The organism is Brevibacterium sp. H602 (assembly GCF_051172395.1).
GTDB lineage: Bacteria > Actinomycetota > Actinomycetes > Actinomycetales > Brevibacteriaceae > Brevibacterium.
In genome coordinates this window covers 146,881-162,804 of sequence record NZ_JBPIZD010000005.1, presented here as the reverse complement: position 1 = coordinate 162,804, position 15,924 = coordinate 146,881, and the positions used below count along the sequence as shown (strand labels likewise).

Here is a 15,924-nt window from a genome sequence, read left to right as displayed (position 1 = left end):
TTCGAAGAGACACAGTGTCCGGAACATTCATCTGCAAAGTCGAACCATGATCGGGGCCTACGACTTCAAAAGCTTGTCGTCAGGAGCAACGCAACGATCAGTTCGATGAATGCGGACAACTTCGAACGCAAGTTGTAAGCGTAACGCGTCTATGTCGACGTTGTCCAATTGAGGTCAGAACCCTAGGCTCAGGTCGACCGACCTTACCTCCGGCCATCTCGCCGAGGCGGCACCGAACCTTACCGTTGATCCTCTCGCCGTGGTGGACCTGCAAATCGTTTTTGCCGGCCTCTGGCCGAGGAGGCTCTGAATGCCCCTATCGTCGGCCCTGCATCCGCGCCCGGAGCCGCAGCCACAGGATCACCGTGGCGATGAAGAGCACGACCCCACCGGCCAGGACGACGAGCGCCAGGGGATTGTCCAGTGCTGCACCGACGGTCTGGGACGCCATGGATGACTCCGACTCATCGGACTTCCGGGATTCCGTCGCTCCGCTCGAATCCGATTCGGCACCCCCTGCATCACTCGAGCTGCCAGTGGCGGTAGGGGCCGCCTCGGCGGTGGCCTGAACCCCGACGGGCACGGTCTGCAGCGATTTCGGGTCCTTCTGGGCGAAATCCCAATCGAGCAGGTCCACGGCCACCTGGCGAGAGTTGTTGTCGATGCCGAGCATCGTCGCGACCACACGGTGCCCGTCACGCTCAGCCACGGCCACGTACGAGCCCTTCGCAGCCCGAGTGAACCCATTCTTCAGGCCCAGCCCGCCGTCGACCTGGCCGACGATCTTCGTATGGTTCTGGATCTCGTAGCCCTTGAACTTCTCTTTCGTCTGCGGGTTCTTTCCGCCCGGGAATTTGAACGTCTCCGTGCCGATGACCTTCATCAGGTAGTCGTCTTCGCACACCGCCCACGCGAGCTTCATGAGATCCTCAGCGGTCGTGTACTGGCCCTTTGCATCGAGTCCCGAGGTGTTCTTCGCCTGCGTATTCGACATGCCCAGCTCAGCGGCCTTCTCGTTCATCAGCTTCACGGCCTTGTCCTGCCCGCCTGCTGCCCGGCCCAGAGCATTCGCAGCGTCATTGGCGCTCGACATGAGCATGGCGTGGAAGAGCAGATCGATGGAGTACTTGTTCGTCTGCATGAGACCGACCTTCGTCCCATCGACTTCCATGTCCTCGAACTCGGCGGTCACTTTCTTCTTCTTGTCGTCGAACTCGTCGACGAGCGCCAGTGCCGTGAGCAGTTTGATCGTCGACGCCGGAGCGTGCCGCTTCTCCACATTCTTCGCCACATGCAGCTCCCCGGAGTCGAGGTCGCCGACAAGCCAGGACGTGCCCGTCGGCTTCGGCGGCTTCGCACCGTCACCGAGGTCCTCTGGACTGACATACGCCGGTGCTGTCGACTCCGCCGGCTGCGGCACCGCGTGTGCGGGGGCGGGGGAGTGGACGAGCTGCGCGGCGACCATCAGCAGTGCGGCGGCGAAGCCGAGGATGCTCAGGGGCAGGGCGCGTAGTGAGGAAGCAGTCGAGCCGGTGAAACGCATGCGCACCATTCTACTTTCGCCGCAAGCAGCTCGTCCTCAGGATTCCCTCACTGGGACGAGCAATCACCGAGGCGGCACCCCCCCCTCGCCGAGGCGTCCCCACCGGCAGGGGTGCCCTCCCATCGGCTCGAGTGAGCTTTTGGTACAGATTCTTTTGGACTGCTCAGGTTCCTCACTGTGCATTAGAGAGAATTGTGTACCGAAATCCGGCTGGAGCACGGTCGAAGCGACGACCCCCACACCCACCGAGGCGGGACACACGAAAGCGGCCCCGCACCGTGTGGTGCGGGGCCGCTGCAGTCGGGATCGGACTGGCGCGATCAGAACGCGCGCTGCAGGATCGCCTGCTTCACCTCGGCGATGGCCTTGGTGATCTCGATGCCACGAGGGCAGGCCTCGGTGCAGTTGAAGGTGGTGCGGCAGCGCCACACGCCTTCCTTGTCGTTGAGGACCTCGAGGCGCATGTCTCCGCCTTCGTCACGCGAATCGAAGATGAAACGGTGCGCGTTGACGATCGCGGCAGGACCGAAGTACTGGCCGTCGGTCCAGAACACGGGGCACGACGAGGTGCACGCAGCGCAGAGGATGCACTTCGTGGTGTCGTCGAAAGCCGCACGCTGTTCGGCCGACTGCAGACGCTCACGTGTGGGCTCGTGTCCCGAGGTGACGAGGAACGGCATGACCTCGCGGTACGACTGGAAGAAGGGCTCCATGTCGACGATCATGTCCTTCTCGAGCGGAAGGCCCTTGATCGCCTCGACAGTGATCGGCTTGGACGTGTCGAGGTCCTTGAGCAGAGTCTTGCAGGCCAGGCGGTTGCGGCCGTTGATGCGCATCGCATCGGAACCGCAGACGCCGTGGGCGCAGGACCGGCGGAAGGACAGCGAACCGTCGATCTCCCACTTGATCTTGTGGAGAGCATCCAGCACACGGTCGGTGCCGTACATCGTGATGCTGTATTCCTCCCAGTGCGGCTCCGAATCGACCTCGGGGTCGAAGCGAGCGATCCGGAAGGTGCAGTCGAAGGACGGGATGGACCCGCCTTCGCCTGACACATGTGTCGGCAGGTCGATCTTCGACGCTGGCTCTGGGGTGGTATCGGTGCTCATCAGTACTTACGCTCCATCGGCTGGTAACGGGTGACGATGACGGGCTTCGTCTCAAGACGCATGCCCTTGATGCCGTCGGTCTCCGCTTCGGGATCGAGGTAGGTCATCGTGTGGTGCATGAATTTCTCGTCGTCACGATCCGGGAAGTCCTCGCGGAAGTGTCCTCCACGCGATTCCTTGCGGTGGATCGCGGCGACGGAGATGACCTCGGCGAGCTCGAGCAGGAAGCCGAGCTCGACGGCCTCGAGCAGATCGAGGTTGTAGCGCTTGCCGCGGTCCTGGATGCCCACGTTGTTGTAGCGCTCGCGCAGCTTGGCGATCTCGTCGAGTGCTTCACGCAGAGTCTCGTCGGTGCGGAACACCTGCACGTTGGCGTCCATGATGTCCTGCAGATCCTTGCGGATCGCTGCGATGCGTTCGGTGCCGTCCGAGGTGCGCATCTTCTCGAGCATCTCGACGACGTCGTTCGCCGGGTTCTCGGGCAGTTCGACGGACTCGGCGGTCTTCGCGTATTCCGCGGCGGCGATGCCGGCGCGCTTTCCGAAGACGTTGATGTCGAGCAGCGAGTTCGTGCCCAGACGGTTCGAACCGTGCACCGACACGCAGGCGCATTCACCGGCGGCGTAGAGGCCGGGGATGACGGTGTCGTTGTCCGCGAGGACTTCGGCTTCGATGTTCGTCGGGATGCCGCCCATCGCGTAGTGCGCGGTCGGGAAGACCGGCACCGGCTCCGTGTAGGGCTCCACACCGAGGTAGGTGCGGGCGAACTCGGTGATGTCCGGCAGCTTCTCGTCGATGTGCGAGGGCTCGAGGTGGGTGAGGTCGAGCAGGACGTAGTCCTTGTTCGGTCCGCAGCCGCGGCCCTCACGCACTTCGTTGGCCATCGAGCGGGCCACGATGTCACGCGGAGCGAGGTCCTTGATCGTGGGGGCGTAGCGCTCCATGAAGCGCTCACCCTCGGAGTTGCGGAGGATGCCGCCCTCACCACGAGCCGCCTCGGAGAGCAGGATGCCTAGGCCGGCGAGGCCCGTCGGGTGGAACTGGAAGAACTCCATGTCCTCCAGCGGAATTCCGCGGTTGTAAGTCACGGCCATGCCGTCACCGGTCAGGGTGTGTGCGTTCGAGGTGGTCTTGAAGACCTTGCCGACACCGCCGGTGGCGAAGACGACCGACTTGGCCTGGAAGACGTGGATCTCACCGGTGGCCAGTTCGTAGGACACGACGCCCGCCGGACGCTGGACCCCGTCGACCTCGGTCATGAGGAGATCGAGGACGTAGAACTCGTTGTAGAACTCCACGCCGTGCTTGACGCACTGTTGGTACAGGGTCTGGAGGATCATGTGACCGGTGCGGTCGGCGGCGTAGCAGGAGCGGCGCACTGCGGACTTGCCGTGGTCCCGGGTGTGACCGCCGAAGCGGCGCTGGTCGATCTTGCCTTCGGGGGTGCGGTTGAACGGCAGCCCCATCTTCTCGAGATCGAGGACGGCGTCGATGGCTTCCTTGGCCATCACCTCGGCGGCGTCCTGGTCGACCAGGTAGTCACCGCCCTTGACGGTGTCGAAGGTGTGCCATTCCCAGTTGTCCTCTTCCACGTTCGCCAGCGCGGCGCACATTCCGCCCTGGGCGGCACCGGTGTGCGAACGGGTGGGGTAGAGCTTGGTGAGAACGGCGGTGCGGGCACGCTGGCCCGACTCGATCGCCGCACGCATGCCGGCGCCGCCGGCACCGACGATGACGACGTCGTAATGATGTACCTGCATGTTTCTCCTTTAGGCCTTGCAGAACTCAGCCAGGACCGAGGGGTCCGCTCCGGCCGGGCAGGGATCGAACGTGAAGATGACGAGCGTGCCGAGCACGATGACGATGACCGAGGCGATGTAGAGGATCACCTGCAGGGACATGCGCGTGCCGGGCTTCTCGGAGTAGTCCATGATGATGGTGCGCAGACCGTTGGTGCCGTGCAGCATCGCCAGCCACAGCATGAGCAGATCCCAGATCTGCCAGAACGGGCTGGCCCACTTGCCTGCGACGAAGCCGAAGTCGATGGCCTGGACGCCGTCGCCGGCCCACAGATTCACGAACAGGTGGCCGAAGATGAGGATGACGAGCACGACGCCGGAGATGCGCATGAACAGCCATGCGAACATCTCGAACTTCGAACGCGTCGACTTGTGCCGGGAGTAGCCGGTCCGCGGAGCCGGAATGGATGTTGTGCTCATGTCAGCCTCCGAAGGTGTGCATCAGCTGGCGGGGAATGAAGGCGATCATGATGATGAGCCACACAACCATGACTCCCCAGAACAGCTTCTTCTGATTTTTCGGGCCACTCTTCGAGAAATCGACGAGAATGACGCGCAGACCGTTGAACGCATGGAATGCGATTGCGGCGACGAGCGCGATCTCACCGAATGCCATGACCGGTGTCTTATAGGTTCCGATCACTGCGTTGTAGGCCTCGGGCGAGACGCGGACGAGTGCAGTATCGAGCACGTGGACCAGAAGGAAGAAGAAGATTCCGACGCCTGTGACGCGATGCGCGACCCAGGACCACATTCCTTCGTTTCCTCGGTACAGAGTGCCCGTAGACGCTTTGGCCACGGAGCATCCTCCATCTTGAATATTCGGGTGTGTACGTCTAGAAACTACGCCGAAGACCGCTTCCGTGCCAGTCGAGACACGGCTGAGCGTCCCGGATCACACCGCAACCCTGGCAATTCCCTCAAAACTGGGATTTCGCGTCTCACGAAATTTCAATTACATCACAGTCGTGTGTTCTAAATTGTCTCGCTCCCGTCCTGACCTGGACGGCCCAGGTATTCAGGCAGACCATCACCGAGGCGGCCCTGAGGTGGGGAGATCCCCACCGGAGCCGTGAGGATCGGCTCATCCGACACGGCGGGCAACCTCGGGGAACGTGTGCCCGAACTCTGAGACACTGAAATCGTGAACACGCACTTCCACGCCATCATCCCCGCCGGCGGATCCGGAACGCGCCTGTGGCCGCTGTCTCGCCGGGCGACGCCGAAGTTCCTCCACGATGTCCTCGGCCTCGGCCGCAGCCTCATCCAGGCCACCTGGGACCGGGTCGCGCCGATCGTCGGCGAAGACAGGGTCTGGGTCGTCACCGGTGAGAGCCACTTCGATCAGGTCGCCGAACAGCTGCCGCATATCGCCCGCGCCCAGATCATCACCGAACCCTCCCCGAAGGACTCGGCCGCCGCCATCGGACTGGCCGCCATGATCATCGCCCGCGAAGACCCCGATGCCATCGTCGGCTCGTTCTCCGCCGACCATTCGATCACGAACGTCGACGAGTTCCGCCTCGTCATCGACCAGGCCGTGGCCGCCGCGGAGACCGGCGACATCGTCACCATCGGCATCATGCCCCGCAATCCCGCCACCGCCTACGGCTATATCGAGACCGGTGACCTGCTCGGTCTCGAGGGAGCACCGACGGCCAGGCGGGCGCTGGCATTCGCGGAGAAGCCGGAGGCGAGCACCGCCCGTCAGTATGTGAACTCCGGGCGCTACCGCTGGAACGCGGGCATGTTCATCGCCAAGGCCTCCTCTCTGCTCGACATCCTCGCCGAGGAGGACCCGCCCCTCTATTCGGGGCTGGCAAGGATCGCCGAGGCCTGGGACACCCCCGACCACGACGAGGTGCTGCGCGCCGTGTGGCCCGGACTGGAGAAGCGAGCCATCGACTATGTGGTGGCCGAACCCGCGGCTGCGGCCGGTCGGGTCATCGTCATCCCCGGTGACTTCGGCTGGGACGACGTCGGCGACTTCGACTCGGTGGCCCGACTGCGGCAGCCGGTTCCCGGGGAGCCGCGCGGAGTGATCTCGATCGGCGGGAACACCGACCTGCTCGAAGTCGATGCCTCGGGAGTCGTGATCTCCGAAGGGCCGAGGACGGTGGCGATCGTCGGACTCGAAGACCTCGTCGTCGTCGACACCGACGACGTCCTCCTCATCACCTCCCGCTCTCACGCCCAGGATGTGAAGAAGGCAGTGTCCGTCGCCGGTGAGCGCGGACTCGACGAACTGCTCTGATCCCGGCCGACCGCCTCGGCGAAGGCGGGAATCAGGACGCGAAGTATGTCGAAATTGGTCGCAATGGGCACATTTATGACATCGAGTGCCTAGCATTGCTTGAAATGTTCGACATCGCCCATCCCCGACCTCCCCGCACTGAAGGACCCGACGTGATCAGCTCGACAATCGCTGAGATCGGTGCAGAGCTCATCGATTTCCGCCGCGACATCCATGCCCATCCGGAACTGTCCTTCCAGGAGTTCGAGACCACCGACAAGATCGTTGCCCGCCTCGAAGCCGCAGGTCTGGGTCCCCAGCGCCTCGAAGGCACCGGGGTCGTCTGCGAAGTCGGCGAGGGGCCGGTGGCCGTGGGACTGCGAGCCGATATCGACGCCCTGCCGGTCGATGACCTCATCGACGAGGAATTCCGTTCCACCGTTCCCGGCGTCGCCCATGCCTGCGGCCACGACGTCCACCTGACCTCCCTCATCGGTGCGGGCATCGCCCTGCAGAAGATCCACGAATCACGGCCCGGCGGCCTCGGCGGTCGCGTGCGACTGATCTTCCAGCCCGGTGAGGAAGTCACTCCGGGTGGTGCGCTGCGCGTGATCTCCCAGGGCGTGCTCGATGATGTGCCCGAGGTCTATGCCGTCCATTGCGACCCGAACGTCGACATCGGTAAGGTCGGTTCGCGCATCGGCGCCATCACCGCCGCCGGCGACACAGTCATCATCCGCCTCTCCGGACATGGCGGGCACACCTCCCGTCCCCATCTGACCGAAGACCTCGTCTATGCGCTGGGCAAACTCGCCACCGACCTGCCCTCGACCCTGGGCCGGCTGATCGATCCGCGGCACGCGATCTCTCTGGTGTGGGGCGAGATCAGCGCCGGCCATGCCGCCAACGTCGTCCCCAGCGAGGGGATCCTGCGCGGAACCCTGCGCTGCCTCGACGTCGACGGCTGGAACCAGGTCGCCGAGGTGCTGCCCGAGCTCGTCGACCGCATCGCCGGACCGTACGGAGTCGAGGTCGACCTCGAACACCGCCGAGGCGTTCCACCGGTGGTCAACACCGAAGACCAGGTCACCCTCATCGAATCCGCTGTTCGCGGTGAGCTCGGCGAGAACTCTGTGCAGCTGACCCCGCAGTCCATGGGCGGGGAGGACTTCGCGTGGTACCTCACCCACTGTCCGGGTGCGCTCATCCGTCTGGGCACCCGCACTCCCGGAGGCATCACCTACGACATCCACCAAGGTGATCTGCTCATCGACGAACGCGCTGTGGCCATTGCCGCCCGAGTGTTCACCGCCACCGCGCTCAAGGTCCTCGAGCGCGACCGGTGACGACTCGGCAGCTGTCGGTGGCAACCTGGCTGTGACAGCTGATCGACCGTTGACTGCGGCCGGGCTCGGCCACGCTGATTACCCGGCCGGGATGCCGGGCCGATAATCTTGATGTCATGAGTCTCCGCACCCGCAGCACCTTCATCGCCGCCATCGCCGCGGCGGGTTCTCTGGTGCTGACCGGGTGCTCCGTCACGACTCCCGAAGCCCTCGAAGAGGAGACCTTGGGCTGCCTCGTCTCAGCTCCCGCCGGCTTCGACGATCACTCCGCCGGTGCCCTCACTCTCGAGGAAACGGAGCTGGCTCGCGGGGCCGGGGTCTTCTCGGGCACCTCGAGCCAGCGTGTCTCGGGTGGGGCGGCCACCTCGGCGGCATTGGATCGGATGCACGAAAACGACTGTGCACTGACCACGGTCATCGGACCCGGGGGAGCGGACGAGCTCGCGGACTTCGCCGCCGATCATCCCGATGATCTGTTCCTCGGGGTCTCCAGCGGCACCGATGACCTGCCGAAGAACGTGCTGAGCATGGACTTCGACCTCGTTCCGCCGGCATTCATCGCCGGCTACACCGCGGCTACAGCCTCGGAGACGGGGAAGGTCGGCGTCGTCGTCGCCCACGGCTTCCCACAGTCGCAGCGCCTCCTGCGTGCCTTCGACGCCGGCGTCGATCTGTACAACAAGGAGAAGGACGAGGATCTGCCGAAGGCTGAGTCCTACCGTTCCTCCTCGGGCGAGACCGCCTCGGCGAACGGTGCGCCTCGGGCGATCGAGGATACCCGCGATGCAGGGAAGGACTACTTCGAACGGTCCTTCGATGCCGATGTCGACGTGCTCGTCCCCTTCGGTTCGGCGGCCGCGATGGGCGTGATCACCGCAGCCGATGAGAAGCGGATGAAGATGAACACCGTCACCGAAGTCGACGAGGACGAGAAGGCGCCGCGGCCGAAGATCGTCTGGTACGGGACCGCGGGCGGATTCTCCGAGGCGATCGTGGCCACCGTGGAGCCGAACGTGCGCCGCGGACTGCGCACGATGTTCCCCGATTGGCCGCAGAGCAAGAACCCCGACGAGGTGGCCCCCGCTCCGAAGAAGGCGCCCGAGGAGATCGGCGGCTTCCGCGTCGCCGACCGCCACTACTGGGGCACACTCGACAACGGGGGAGTGCGCATCGTCGCCGAGGACGGATTCCTCTCCCGTGTCTCCGACGCCGGACGCGGGATCACGGACCTGCGCGAGCGGATCAAGAGCGGGGAGATCGACCCGGAGAAAGGATGAGGGGCGCGCGCGCCGCATCGGATAAGCTGAGACGGTGATGAATGTACCCGCCGGCGTCGCATCGGACGACCCCATCCTGCAGCTGCCCAAAGTCTCCCTCCACGATCATCTCGACGGCGGTCTGCGCCCGTCGACGATGCTCGAACTGGCCGACTCGATCGGTCACACCCTGCCCGCCTCCGATGCCGAATCGCTGCGCCGGTGGTTCTCCGAGTCCGCGAACTCCGGTGACCTGGTCCGCTACCTCGAGACGTTCTCGCACACCGTGGCGGTCATGCAGAGTGAGGACAACCTGCGCCGCGTGGCCAAGGAATGGGTCCTCGACCAAGTGGCCGACGGAGTCTTCTATGCCGAGGCCAGGTGGGCTCCCGAACAGCACCTCGAAGGCGGACTCGAACTCGACGCCGTCGTCGAAGCCGTCCAGGACGGTCTGGAAGCCGGTGTCTCCGAGGCCGCGGCCGAGGGCAAGTACATCCGCGTCGGACAGCTCATCACGGCCATGCGTCAGGCCGACAATTCGCTGGCGATCGCCGAACTGGCCATCCGCCATCGTGAGAAGGGCGCGGATTCCGGTGTCGTCGGCTTCGACATCGCCGGACCCGAGAACGGCTTCCCGCCGTCGGCGCACCTCTCCGCCTTCAACGCCCTGCACCAGGCCTATGTGCCGGTGACGATCCATGCCGGTGAGGCCGCCGGCAAGGAATCCATCCACGAGGCGGTCACCATCTGCCACGCTCAGCGCCTGGGCCATGGTGCGCGCATCGTCGAGGACATGGACATCGTCGACGGCCAGGGTCAGCTCGGCAGCCTCGCCGCCTGGGTCCTCGACCAGCAGATCCCGCTCGAGCTGTGCCCGAGCTCCAACCTGCAGACCGACATCGGCGGCACCATCGCCAGCCACCCGATCACGGGACTGAAAGACCTCGGCTTCGCGGTCACCATCAACCCGGACAACCGACTCATGTCCGGCACATCCGTCTCACGTGAGATGCGTCTGCTCGTCGATGAGGCCGGCTGGAACCAGACCGACCTCGAATGGGCGACGGTCAACGCCATCACCGCTGCCTTCCTGCCCCTGGATGTGCGCGAGCGCATGCTCGACGAGATCCTCATCCCCGGATTCGCCCGGGTGACCATTTGAGCTCACGCAATGACCGGGCCGCAGAGTCCGGTGCCTCACCGGAACCTGAGGGGCACGGCGTTCCGACCCCGCGGGCGATGCTGCTGCCCGTGAGCGTCCTCGGCATTCAGGCGCTGGCTCTGGTCGGGGCGGCGGTGTCGTTCGTGATCACCGCGATCACCGCCGGACCCTTGGCGACTTCGCTCATCGGTCTGGCTGTCATGTTCCTCATCTTCGCGGCCGGTGTCGGCGCCGCGGCCCGGGGCGCCTGGCGTCTGCACCGGTGGGCGCGTCCGGCGGCGATCGCCTTCGAGCTGCTCGTCATCGTCTTCGCCTTCAGCGTCATCGGCGGTTCCCTGTGGCTGGGGCTGGCGTGCCTGGTCACCGCCATCGCCGTGCTCTTGGGCTTCTTCCTGCCCGCCGTCGTCGACGCCTACAACCGCGCCCTGACTGATTGACGGGCTTGAGTGGTCGAGACGGTCACTCGCCCGGCTATAGGTCGCAATCGGATACTTTCGAGCGAGAAAAGTATCCGATTGCGACCTGAATTCTGCGCAGAGTATCCGATAGCGACCTCAGTTCTTTCGACTTCGAGCCGCTGGGTGTCGGTCAGCACGAGTTAAGTGTGGGCAGATTGCCAAAAACCGGCGTCTGATGGGCAATGTGCGCACACTTAACTCGCGTCACAGAGGTGCGACCAACAGCATCGGGCCCGCCGCACAGTCAGCGGCGGTGAGCTCGCAGCGCAGCCGGAACCTGGCCGCATCACACCGTCGGCGGTAACCATTTCTGGACGCTCGTGGCCTGAGCGGCGATGAGTCGCGACGGAATCGCTGAGAAGACGGCGTTGCGTATCCGCGCCAGCAGCGGCGATTCGAGTTGGAACACCTGCCCCATCAGCCGAGACTTCTGGGCGATCGACTGCGTCCGCGGGCGGCGCAGGGAGTCATAGCGGCCGAGTGCCGCAGCGAGGTCTGGCGGTACTGAGACGATCGGGCCCGCCTCAGATCCCGGAGACTTCCCGATCAGCGGGGCGAGCAGGACGGTGAGCGTCGCCGCGTCTTCGAGGGCCTGACCTCCGCCTTGGCCGAGGTTCGGCGTCATCGCATGCGCGGCATCCCCGAGGAGGACGACTCGGCCGCGGTGATAATGACGCAACCGGCGGGAGAGGTCGGAGATCGCGGTGCGGCGGACCTCCTCGGCGGGGGTGGCGGCGATGAGCTCGGCGATGGGGGAGTGCCAGCCCGTGAACATCTTCCCGACGGTGGCTTTCTCGTCGGCGAAGATCGCGTTCTGCGGCATATTCGCCACAGCGAACCAGTAGACGCGGCCGTCGGCCAGCGGAGCGATGCCGAAGCGGCGTCCGTGCCCGACCGACTCCCCGGCCTCGCCGGACAGATCCACCGGCACCGAGGTGATGCCCCGCCACGCGGAATACCCGGAGTACCGCGGCGCCACCGGTTCACCGTCGACGACGGTGCGGACCCGGCTGTGCAGGCCGTCGGCGCCGATGATGAGGTCGAAACGCTCTGCGTTCGATTCCGTCGTGCTCGAATCGTCGGCGGACCCGGCCCTGATGGTCAGCGTCCCGTCGGTGCCGGTCGCCGTGGCCACGGTGCCGGTGCGCACTGTCCCGGGAGCCAAAGCATCGAGCAGGATGCGGTGGAGGTCGGCCCGGTCGACGATGCGCAGGGCACCGACGGAATCATTGGGCACCTGAGCGATCCAGCGGCCGTCGGCAAGACGCTGACCTGCGGCGAAGCCTTCGACACTGGAGTCAGTCACGGCGTCGAAGGCCTCGCGCAGGCCCAGCGTCTCCAGCGCGGCAAGACCGTTGGCGAAGATCGACAGTCCCGAACCACCGGCCCTTACTTCGGGGGCACGTTCGAACACGGTGACCTCGGCTCCGGCCCTCTGCAGCCCCACGGCCGCCGAGAGTCCGCCGATTCCAGCTCCGATGACAGCGATCTTCATGAGCTCATCGTCGCACGCAGGGCGTCGGCTGGCGAGTAGCTGCGGGCGCGAAGCGGAACGGCGTGACTACTGGAGGAACTCTCCGCAGGCTTCGGTGAGGAAGTCGCCGGCGACTCCGCCCTCCTCGCCGAGGCTGATGGCGGTCTTCTGGATGCCCCACCACACGCGCGGCGAACCACCCCACTGCTGGCGGAACTCTTCGCGGCGGCCGGGATCCTCGGCGAGGTCGTCGGCGGCCAGGGCGATGCGGTCCTGAGCGTCATCGGCGGTGCAGCGCTTCTCGTCGTTCGGGCCCTTCGGGTCGAGCTCGGGGATGTCTTCGTCGTCGACGGTCTTGAGCGTGTACGCCGAGTTGCCTATCTCCTCGACGTCGAAGGTGCCGTGGATGAGCAGGAACGGGGAGGCGCCGTCATCGACGTTCTTCGCATCGACGGTGACACTGACGCTGTCCGGGCTGTCGGCGGTCACGGTCGTCTCGCCGGACTCGGGAACCTCGGGATTGCCGGTGTGCACGTAGACCTTGAGGTAGGCCTCGGTCTTCTTCTCGGCCGCCTCGGCGAGGCCCTGCCACAGCGGGTCGGTGTCCTTCGCGCCGCCGGGGGAGGAATCGACGATGGACACCTTCGGCGCATCGTCGGGGGTCTCGATCGGGGTGACCTCTTCCTTGCTCACCGAGGGGCGGGGCTGCGGGCGGGTCTCTTCGGGGGTCGACACGCAGGCCGTCGTCGTGGCAGCAATCGCAGCGGCAGACAGCAGGGCAAGGGGGCGAAGTCGCATGGTTCCTCGTGGTGTCATCAGCGTCCAGGTGGTATCGCGTCCAGCCTAATGTGCGGGATGGTCCGAGCCCGGGTGGACGCGCGGCGGGGCGGCGAAAGCGGCGGGCGCGGGCGCTCAGTTTGCGACCCAGCCCAAGGTCTCAACGCTGACGAACCTCGGCGATGAGTTCGCGCAGTCCCTTGAGCTGAGTTCCCGAGGCATCGAAGTTCGCTTCGTCAAGCCACGCTTTGTAGGCAGAGCGCAGCGCCGGCCATTCGCCGTCGATGATCGAGAACCATGCGGTGTCGCGGTTGCGGCCCTTGTACACGAGGTGCTGACGGAAGACCCCTTCGAAGGTGAAACCGAAGCGTTCGGCGGCCTTCTTCGACGGAGCATTCGCGTCATCGCATTTCCACTCGAACCGACGGAAACCGGAGGAGAAGGCGAGATCGGCGCAGAGGTACAGCGCCTCGGTGGCCGCCCGAGTCCGCGACAGTGCCGGGCCCCAGAGGATGTGCCCGATCTCCATGACGCCGTTGGCCGCATCGATGCGCATCAGCGCCTGCCGGCCCTCGGCCCGACCGGTGGATCGGTCCACGACGGCGAAGAAGAGGGGATCGGAGGAGTCGGCCGCCTCGGCGATCCAGGAATCGAAATCCCCGCGTTCGGTCTGCGGCGTCTGGGGCAGGTATCGGAACCGATCGTCGATCCCCTCTGCGGTCGACACCGCGGCGAAGAGGCTATCGCCGTGATCGGCCGCATCGAGCGGTTCGAGGTCGACATACCGACCATGGATCGTCTCTCGCCGAGGCGGCTGTGCGCCCCGGAAATTCGTGAGGTAGTCGTGCATGGCTGAGTCCTCGTCGTCGGGGTTCGTGGTGGGGCAGTTGTGACAGGAGACCGGTTCAGTCCTCGCTGCCGTCGAAGCCAGTGGACAGTTCGCGCAGCAGTCCGGCGAGTTTGCGGCTGCCGGCGGGGGTGAGACCGCTGAGGATCTCGCGCTCCTTCACGAGCAGATCCGCCAATGCGGAGTCGACGGTGGCGCGGCCGCTGTCGGTGAGGTGGACGAGCACTCCGCGGCGGTCACCCGGATCGGGGCGACGCTCGACCCACCCGCGGGCGACGAGGCGGTCGATGCGATTGGTCATGGTGCCGCTCGTGACGAGTGTCTCCTGCAGCAGGGTCGAGGGGGAGAGCTGATAGGGCTCACCGGCTCGGCGGAGGGCGGAGAGCACGTCGAAGGCCCATCCCTCGATTCCGTAATCGGAGAAGCTCGACTTCCGTGCCAGGTCCAACTGCCTGGCCAGCCGCGAGACTCGGGAGAGGATCTCCATCGGGGAGACGTCGAGATCCGGACGCTCACGTCGCCAGGCTGCGACTATTCGATCCACTTCGTCCATGAATCGATTTTACGTCCATATCAAGAATCTTGAAGGCAAAGATACTTTTTGACGAGAGATTCCTTACTCTCAGGGTCCGTTTAACGTGCAGGTTTGGATGGACGGGTGCGTTTGGGAATATGGTTGTCCTTGGTTGTTGCATCCGTCAACGAACCTGCAGGGGCCAACCACCCGGCAGCAGAAACGAAGGAAAACACGTGGATCTTTTCGAGTATCAAGCACGTGACCTGTTCGAGAAGCACGGAGTGCCCGTGCTCAAGGCCCAGGTCGCGACGACGCCAGAAGCAGCGAAGAAGGCAGCCGAAGATCTTGGCGGCGGTGTTGTCGTCGTCAAGTCTCAGGTCAAGATCGGCGGCCGTGGAAAGGCCGGCGGCGTCAAGGTCGCCAAGAACCCCGATGAGGCCGAGGCTCGCGCCAAGGACATCCTGGGACTCGACATCAAGGGCCACATCACCGAAAAGGTGATGATCGCCGAGGGTGCCGACATTGCTGAGGAGTACTACTTCTCCGTCCTCCTCGATCGGTCCAACCGCACCTATCTGGCCATGTGCTCGAAGGAAGGCGGCATGGAGATCGAGCAGCTGGCCGTGGAACGTCCGGAAGCGCTCGCCAAGATCCCCGTCTCCGCCATCGACGGCATCAATGATGCCAAGGCAGCAGAGATCGCCGAGGCGGCCGGCTTCGACGCCGAGACCGCAGCGAAGGTCGCCCCCGTGCTGACCAGCCTGTGGACCGTCTTCGAGAAGGAAGACGCCACCCTGGTCGAGGTCAACCCGCTGGTCAAGACCGGTGCCGGTGACATCATCGCCCTCGACGGCAAGGTCTCGCTCGACGACAACGCCGACTTCCGCCAGAAGGAGCACGAGGAGCTGCGCGACATCAGCGCAGAGAACCCGCTGGAGCTCAAGGCCAAGAAGCTCGACCTCAACTACGTCAAGCTCGACGGTGAGGTCGGAATCATCGGCAACGGCGCGGGCCTGGTCATGTCGACCCTCGACGTCGTCGCCTACGCAGGCGAGAACCACAACGGCGTCAAGCCCGCGAACTTCCTCGACATCGGAGGCGGCGCCTCGGCCGAGGTCATGGCCAACGGACTCGACGTCATCCTCGGTGATGATCAGGTGAAGTCCGTCTTCGTCAACGTCTTCGGCGGAATCACCGCCTGTGACGCCGTGGCCGACGGCATCGTCAAGGCCCTCGAGATCCTCGGCGATCAGGCCACCAAGCCGCTCGTCGTCCGCCTCGACGGCAACAACGTGGAAGAGGGACGCGCCATCCTGCAGAAGGCCGCGCACCCGCTCGTCACGCTCACTGACACGATGGACGGTGGAGCCGACAAGGCCGCCGAACTGGCTGCTGCCAAGTAA

15 protein-coding genes are annotated in these 15,924 nt (G+C 65.0%); 6 read left to right on the top strand and 9 right to left on the bottom strand.

The window, feature by feature from the left end:
* Positions 1 to 316: 316 nt before the first annotated feature.
* The 5 genes from ACSBQT_RS05790 to sdhC form a co-directional block, all read right to left on the bottom strand.
* Positions 317 to 1,543, bottom strand: coding sequence for a D-alanyl-D-alanine carboxypeptidase family protein (locus tag ACSBQT_RS05790; RefSeq protein ID WP_410711070.1), 1,227 nt, complete (start codon positions 1,541 to 1,543; stop codon positions 317 to 319).
* Between the two features lie 320 nt (positions 1,544 to 1,863).
* Positions 1,864 to 2,652 carry a succinate dehydrogenase iron-sulfur subunit gene (locus ACSBQT_RS05785; RefSeq protein ID WP_101546859.1) on the bottom strand — a complete coding sequence of 263 codons (789 nt, stop codon included), beginning with the start codon at positions 2,650 to 2,652 and terminating at the stop codon, positions 1,864 to 1,866.
* Positions 2,652 to 4,412, bottom strand: coding sequence for a succinate dehydrogenase flavoprotein subunit (gene sdhA / locus ACSBQT_RS05780; protein WP_410711071.1), 1,761 nt, complete (start codon positions 4,410 to 4,412; stop codon positions 2,652 to 2,654). The genes ACSBQT_RS05785 and sdhA overlap by 1 nt, the downstream gene beginning before the upstream one ends.
* 9 nt (positions 4,413 to 4,421) lie before the next feature.
* On the bottom strand, positions 4,422 to 4,871 hold the full coding sequence (locus tag ACSBQT_RS05775; RefSeq protein WP_025778711.1) for a succinate dehydrogenase hydrophobic membrane anchor subunit: 450 nt from the start codon (positions 4,869 to 4,871) through the stop codon (positions 4,422 to 4,424).
* Between the two features lies 1 nt (position 4,872).
* Positions 4,873 to 5,250, bottom strand: coding sequence for a succinate dehydrogenase, cytochrome b556 subunit (gene sdhC, locus ACSBQT_RS05770; RefSeq protein ID WP_081770431.1), 378 nt, complete (start codon positions 5,248 to 5,250; stop codon positions 4,873 to 4,875).
* Positions 5,251 to 5,595: 345 nt separating this feature from the next.
* On the opposite strand from sdhC, the gene ACSBQT_RS05765 reads away from it, so the two are divergent.
* From ACSBQT_RS05765 to ACSBQT_RS05745, 5 genes are all read left to right on the top strand, one after another.
* Positions 5,596 to 6,705, top strand: coding sequence for a mannose-1-phosphate guanylyltransferase (locus ACSBQT_RS05765; protein ID WP_410711072.1), 1,110 nt, complete (start codon positions 5,596 to 5,598; stop codon positions 6,703 to 6,705).
* A gap of 152 nt (positions 6,706 to 6,857) precedes the next feature.
* Positions 6,858 to 8,030: an amidohydrolase gene (locus ACSBQT_RS05760; RefSeq protein ID WP_410711073.1), complete on the top strand. Its 1,173-nt coding sequence runs from the start codon at positions 6,858 to 6,860 to the stop codon at positions 8,028 to 8,030.
* Between the two features lie 116 nt (positions 8,031 to 8,146).
* The gene (locus ACSBQT_RS05755) at positions 8,147 to 9,307 is read left to right on the top strand and encodes a BMP family lipoprotein (protein ID WP_410711074.1); all 1,161 of its coding nucleotides are present in this window, start codon (positions 8,147 to 8,149) and stop codon (positions 9,305 to 9,307) included.
* Positions 9,308 to 9,344: 37 nt separating this feature from the next.
* Entirely contained in the window at positions 9,345 to 10,448 is a 1,104-nt protein-coding gene (locus ACSBQT_RS05750; protein ID WP_139470381.1) for an adenosine deaminase, read from the top strand.
* On the top strand, positions 10,445 to 10,885 hold the full coding sequence (locus ACSBQT_RS05745) for a hypothetical protein (RefSeq protein ID WP_410711075.1): 441 nt from the start codon (positions 10,445 to 10,447) through the stop codon (positions 10,883 to 10,885). The genes ACSBQT_RS05750 and ACSBQT_RS05745 overlap by 4 nt, the downstream gene beginning before the upstream one ends.
* A 307-nt stretch (positions 10,886 to 11,192) precedes the next feature.
* Here ACSBQT_RS05745 and ACSBQT_RS05740 read toward each other — a convergent pair whose 3' ends face one another.
* From ACSBQT_RS05740 to ACSBQT_RS05725, 4 genes are all read right to left on the bottom strand, one after another.
* Positions 11,193 to 12,401 carry an FAD-dependent monooxygenase gene (locus ACSBQT_RS05740; protein WP_410711076.1) on the bottom strand — a complete coding sequence of 403 codons (1,209 nt, stop codon included), beginning with the start codon at positions 12,399 to 12,401 and terminating at the stop codon, positions 11,193 to 11,195.
* A gap of 66 nt (positions 12,402 to 12,467) precedes the next feature.
* Positions 12,468 to 13,178, bottom strand: a complete 711-nt coding sequence (locus ACSBQT_RS05735; protein ID WP_410711077.1) for a hypothetical protein — start codon at positions 13,176 to 13,178, stop codon at positions 12,468 to 12,470.
* A gap of 139 nt (positions 13,179 to 13,317) precedes the next feature.
* Positions 13,318 to 14,007 (bottom strand): GNAT family N-acetyltransferase, encoded by a 690-nt coding sequence (locus ACSBQT_RS05730; RefSeq protein ID WP_410711078.1) that lies wholly within the window; start codon positions 14,005 to 14,007, stop codon positions 13,318 to 13,320.
* A 55-nt stretch (positions 14,008 to 14,062) separates the two neighbouring features.
* Positions 14,063 to 14,557: a MarR family winged helix-turn-helix transcriptional regulator gene (locus tag ACSBQT_RS05725; protein WP_101594132.1), complete on the bottom strand. Its 495-nt coding sequence runs from the start codon at positions 14,555 to 14,557 to the stop codon at positions 14,063 to 14,065.
* A 197-nt stretch (positions 14,558 to 14,754) separates the two neighbouring features.
* On the opposite strand from ACSBQT_RS05725, the gene sucC reads away from it, so the two are divergent.
* Positions 14,755 to 15,924, top strand: coding sequence for an ADP-forming succinate--CoA ligase subunit beta (sucC, locus tag ACSBQT_RS05720; protein ID WP_410711079.1), 1,170 nt, complete (start codon positions 14,755 to 14,757; stop codon positions 15,922 to 15,924).

Bases quoted from the DNA above. Each gene is read 5' to 3' on its own strand.
- ACSBQT_RS05750 (WP_139470381.1), top strand. From the start codon at position 9,345: ATGAATGTACCCGCCGGCGTCGCATCGGACGACCCCATCCTGCAGCTG.
- ACSBQT_RS05790 (WP_410711070.1), bottom strand. From the start codon at position 1,543: ATGCGTTTCACCGGCTCGACTGCTTCCTCACTACGCGCCCTGCCCCTG.
- ACSBQT_RS05785 (WP_101546859.1), bottom strand. From the start codon at position 2,652: ATGAGCACCGATACCACCCCAGAGCCAGCGTCGAAGATCGACCTGCCG.
- ACSBQT_RS05725 (WP_101594132.1), bottom strand. From the start codon at position 14,557: ATGGACGAAGTGGATCGAATAGTCGCAGCCTGGCGACGTGAGCGTCCG.
- ACSBQT_RS05740 (WP_410711076.1), bottom strand. From the start codon at position 12,401: ATGAAGATCGCTGTCATCGGAGCTGGAATCGGCGGACTCTCGGCGGCC.
- sdhA (WP_410711071.1), bottom strand. From the start codon at position 4,412: ATGCAGGTACATCATTACGACGTCGTCATCGTCGGTGCCGGCGGCGCC.
- ACSBQT_RS05735 (WP_410711077.1), bottom strand. From the start codon at position 13,178: ATGCGACTTCGCCCCCTTGCCCTGCTGTCTGCCGCTGCGATTGCTGCC.
- ACSBQT_RS05775 (WP_025778711.1), bottom strand. From the start codon at position 4,871: ATGAGCACAACATCCATTCCGGCTCCGCGGACCGGCTACTCCCGGCAC.
- ACSBQT_RS05755 (WP_410711074.1), top strand. From the start codon at position 8,147: ATGAGTCTCCGCACCCGCAGCACCTTCATCGCCGCCATCGCCGCGGCG.
- ACSBQT_RS05730 (WP_410711078.1), bottom strand. From the start codon at position 14,007: ATGCACGACTACCTCACGAATTTCCGGGGCGCACAGCCGCCTCGGCGA.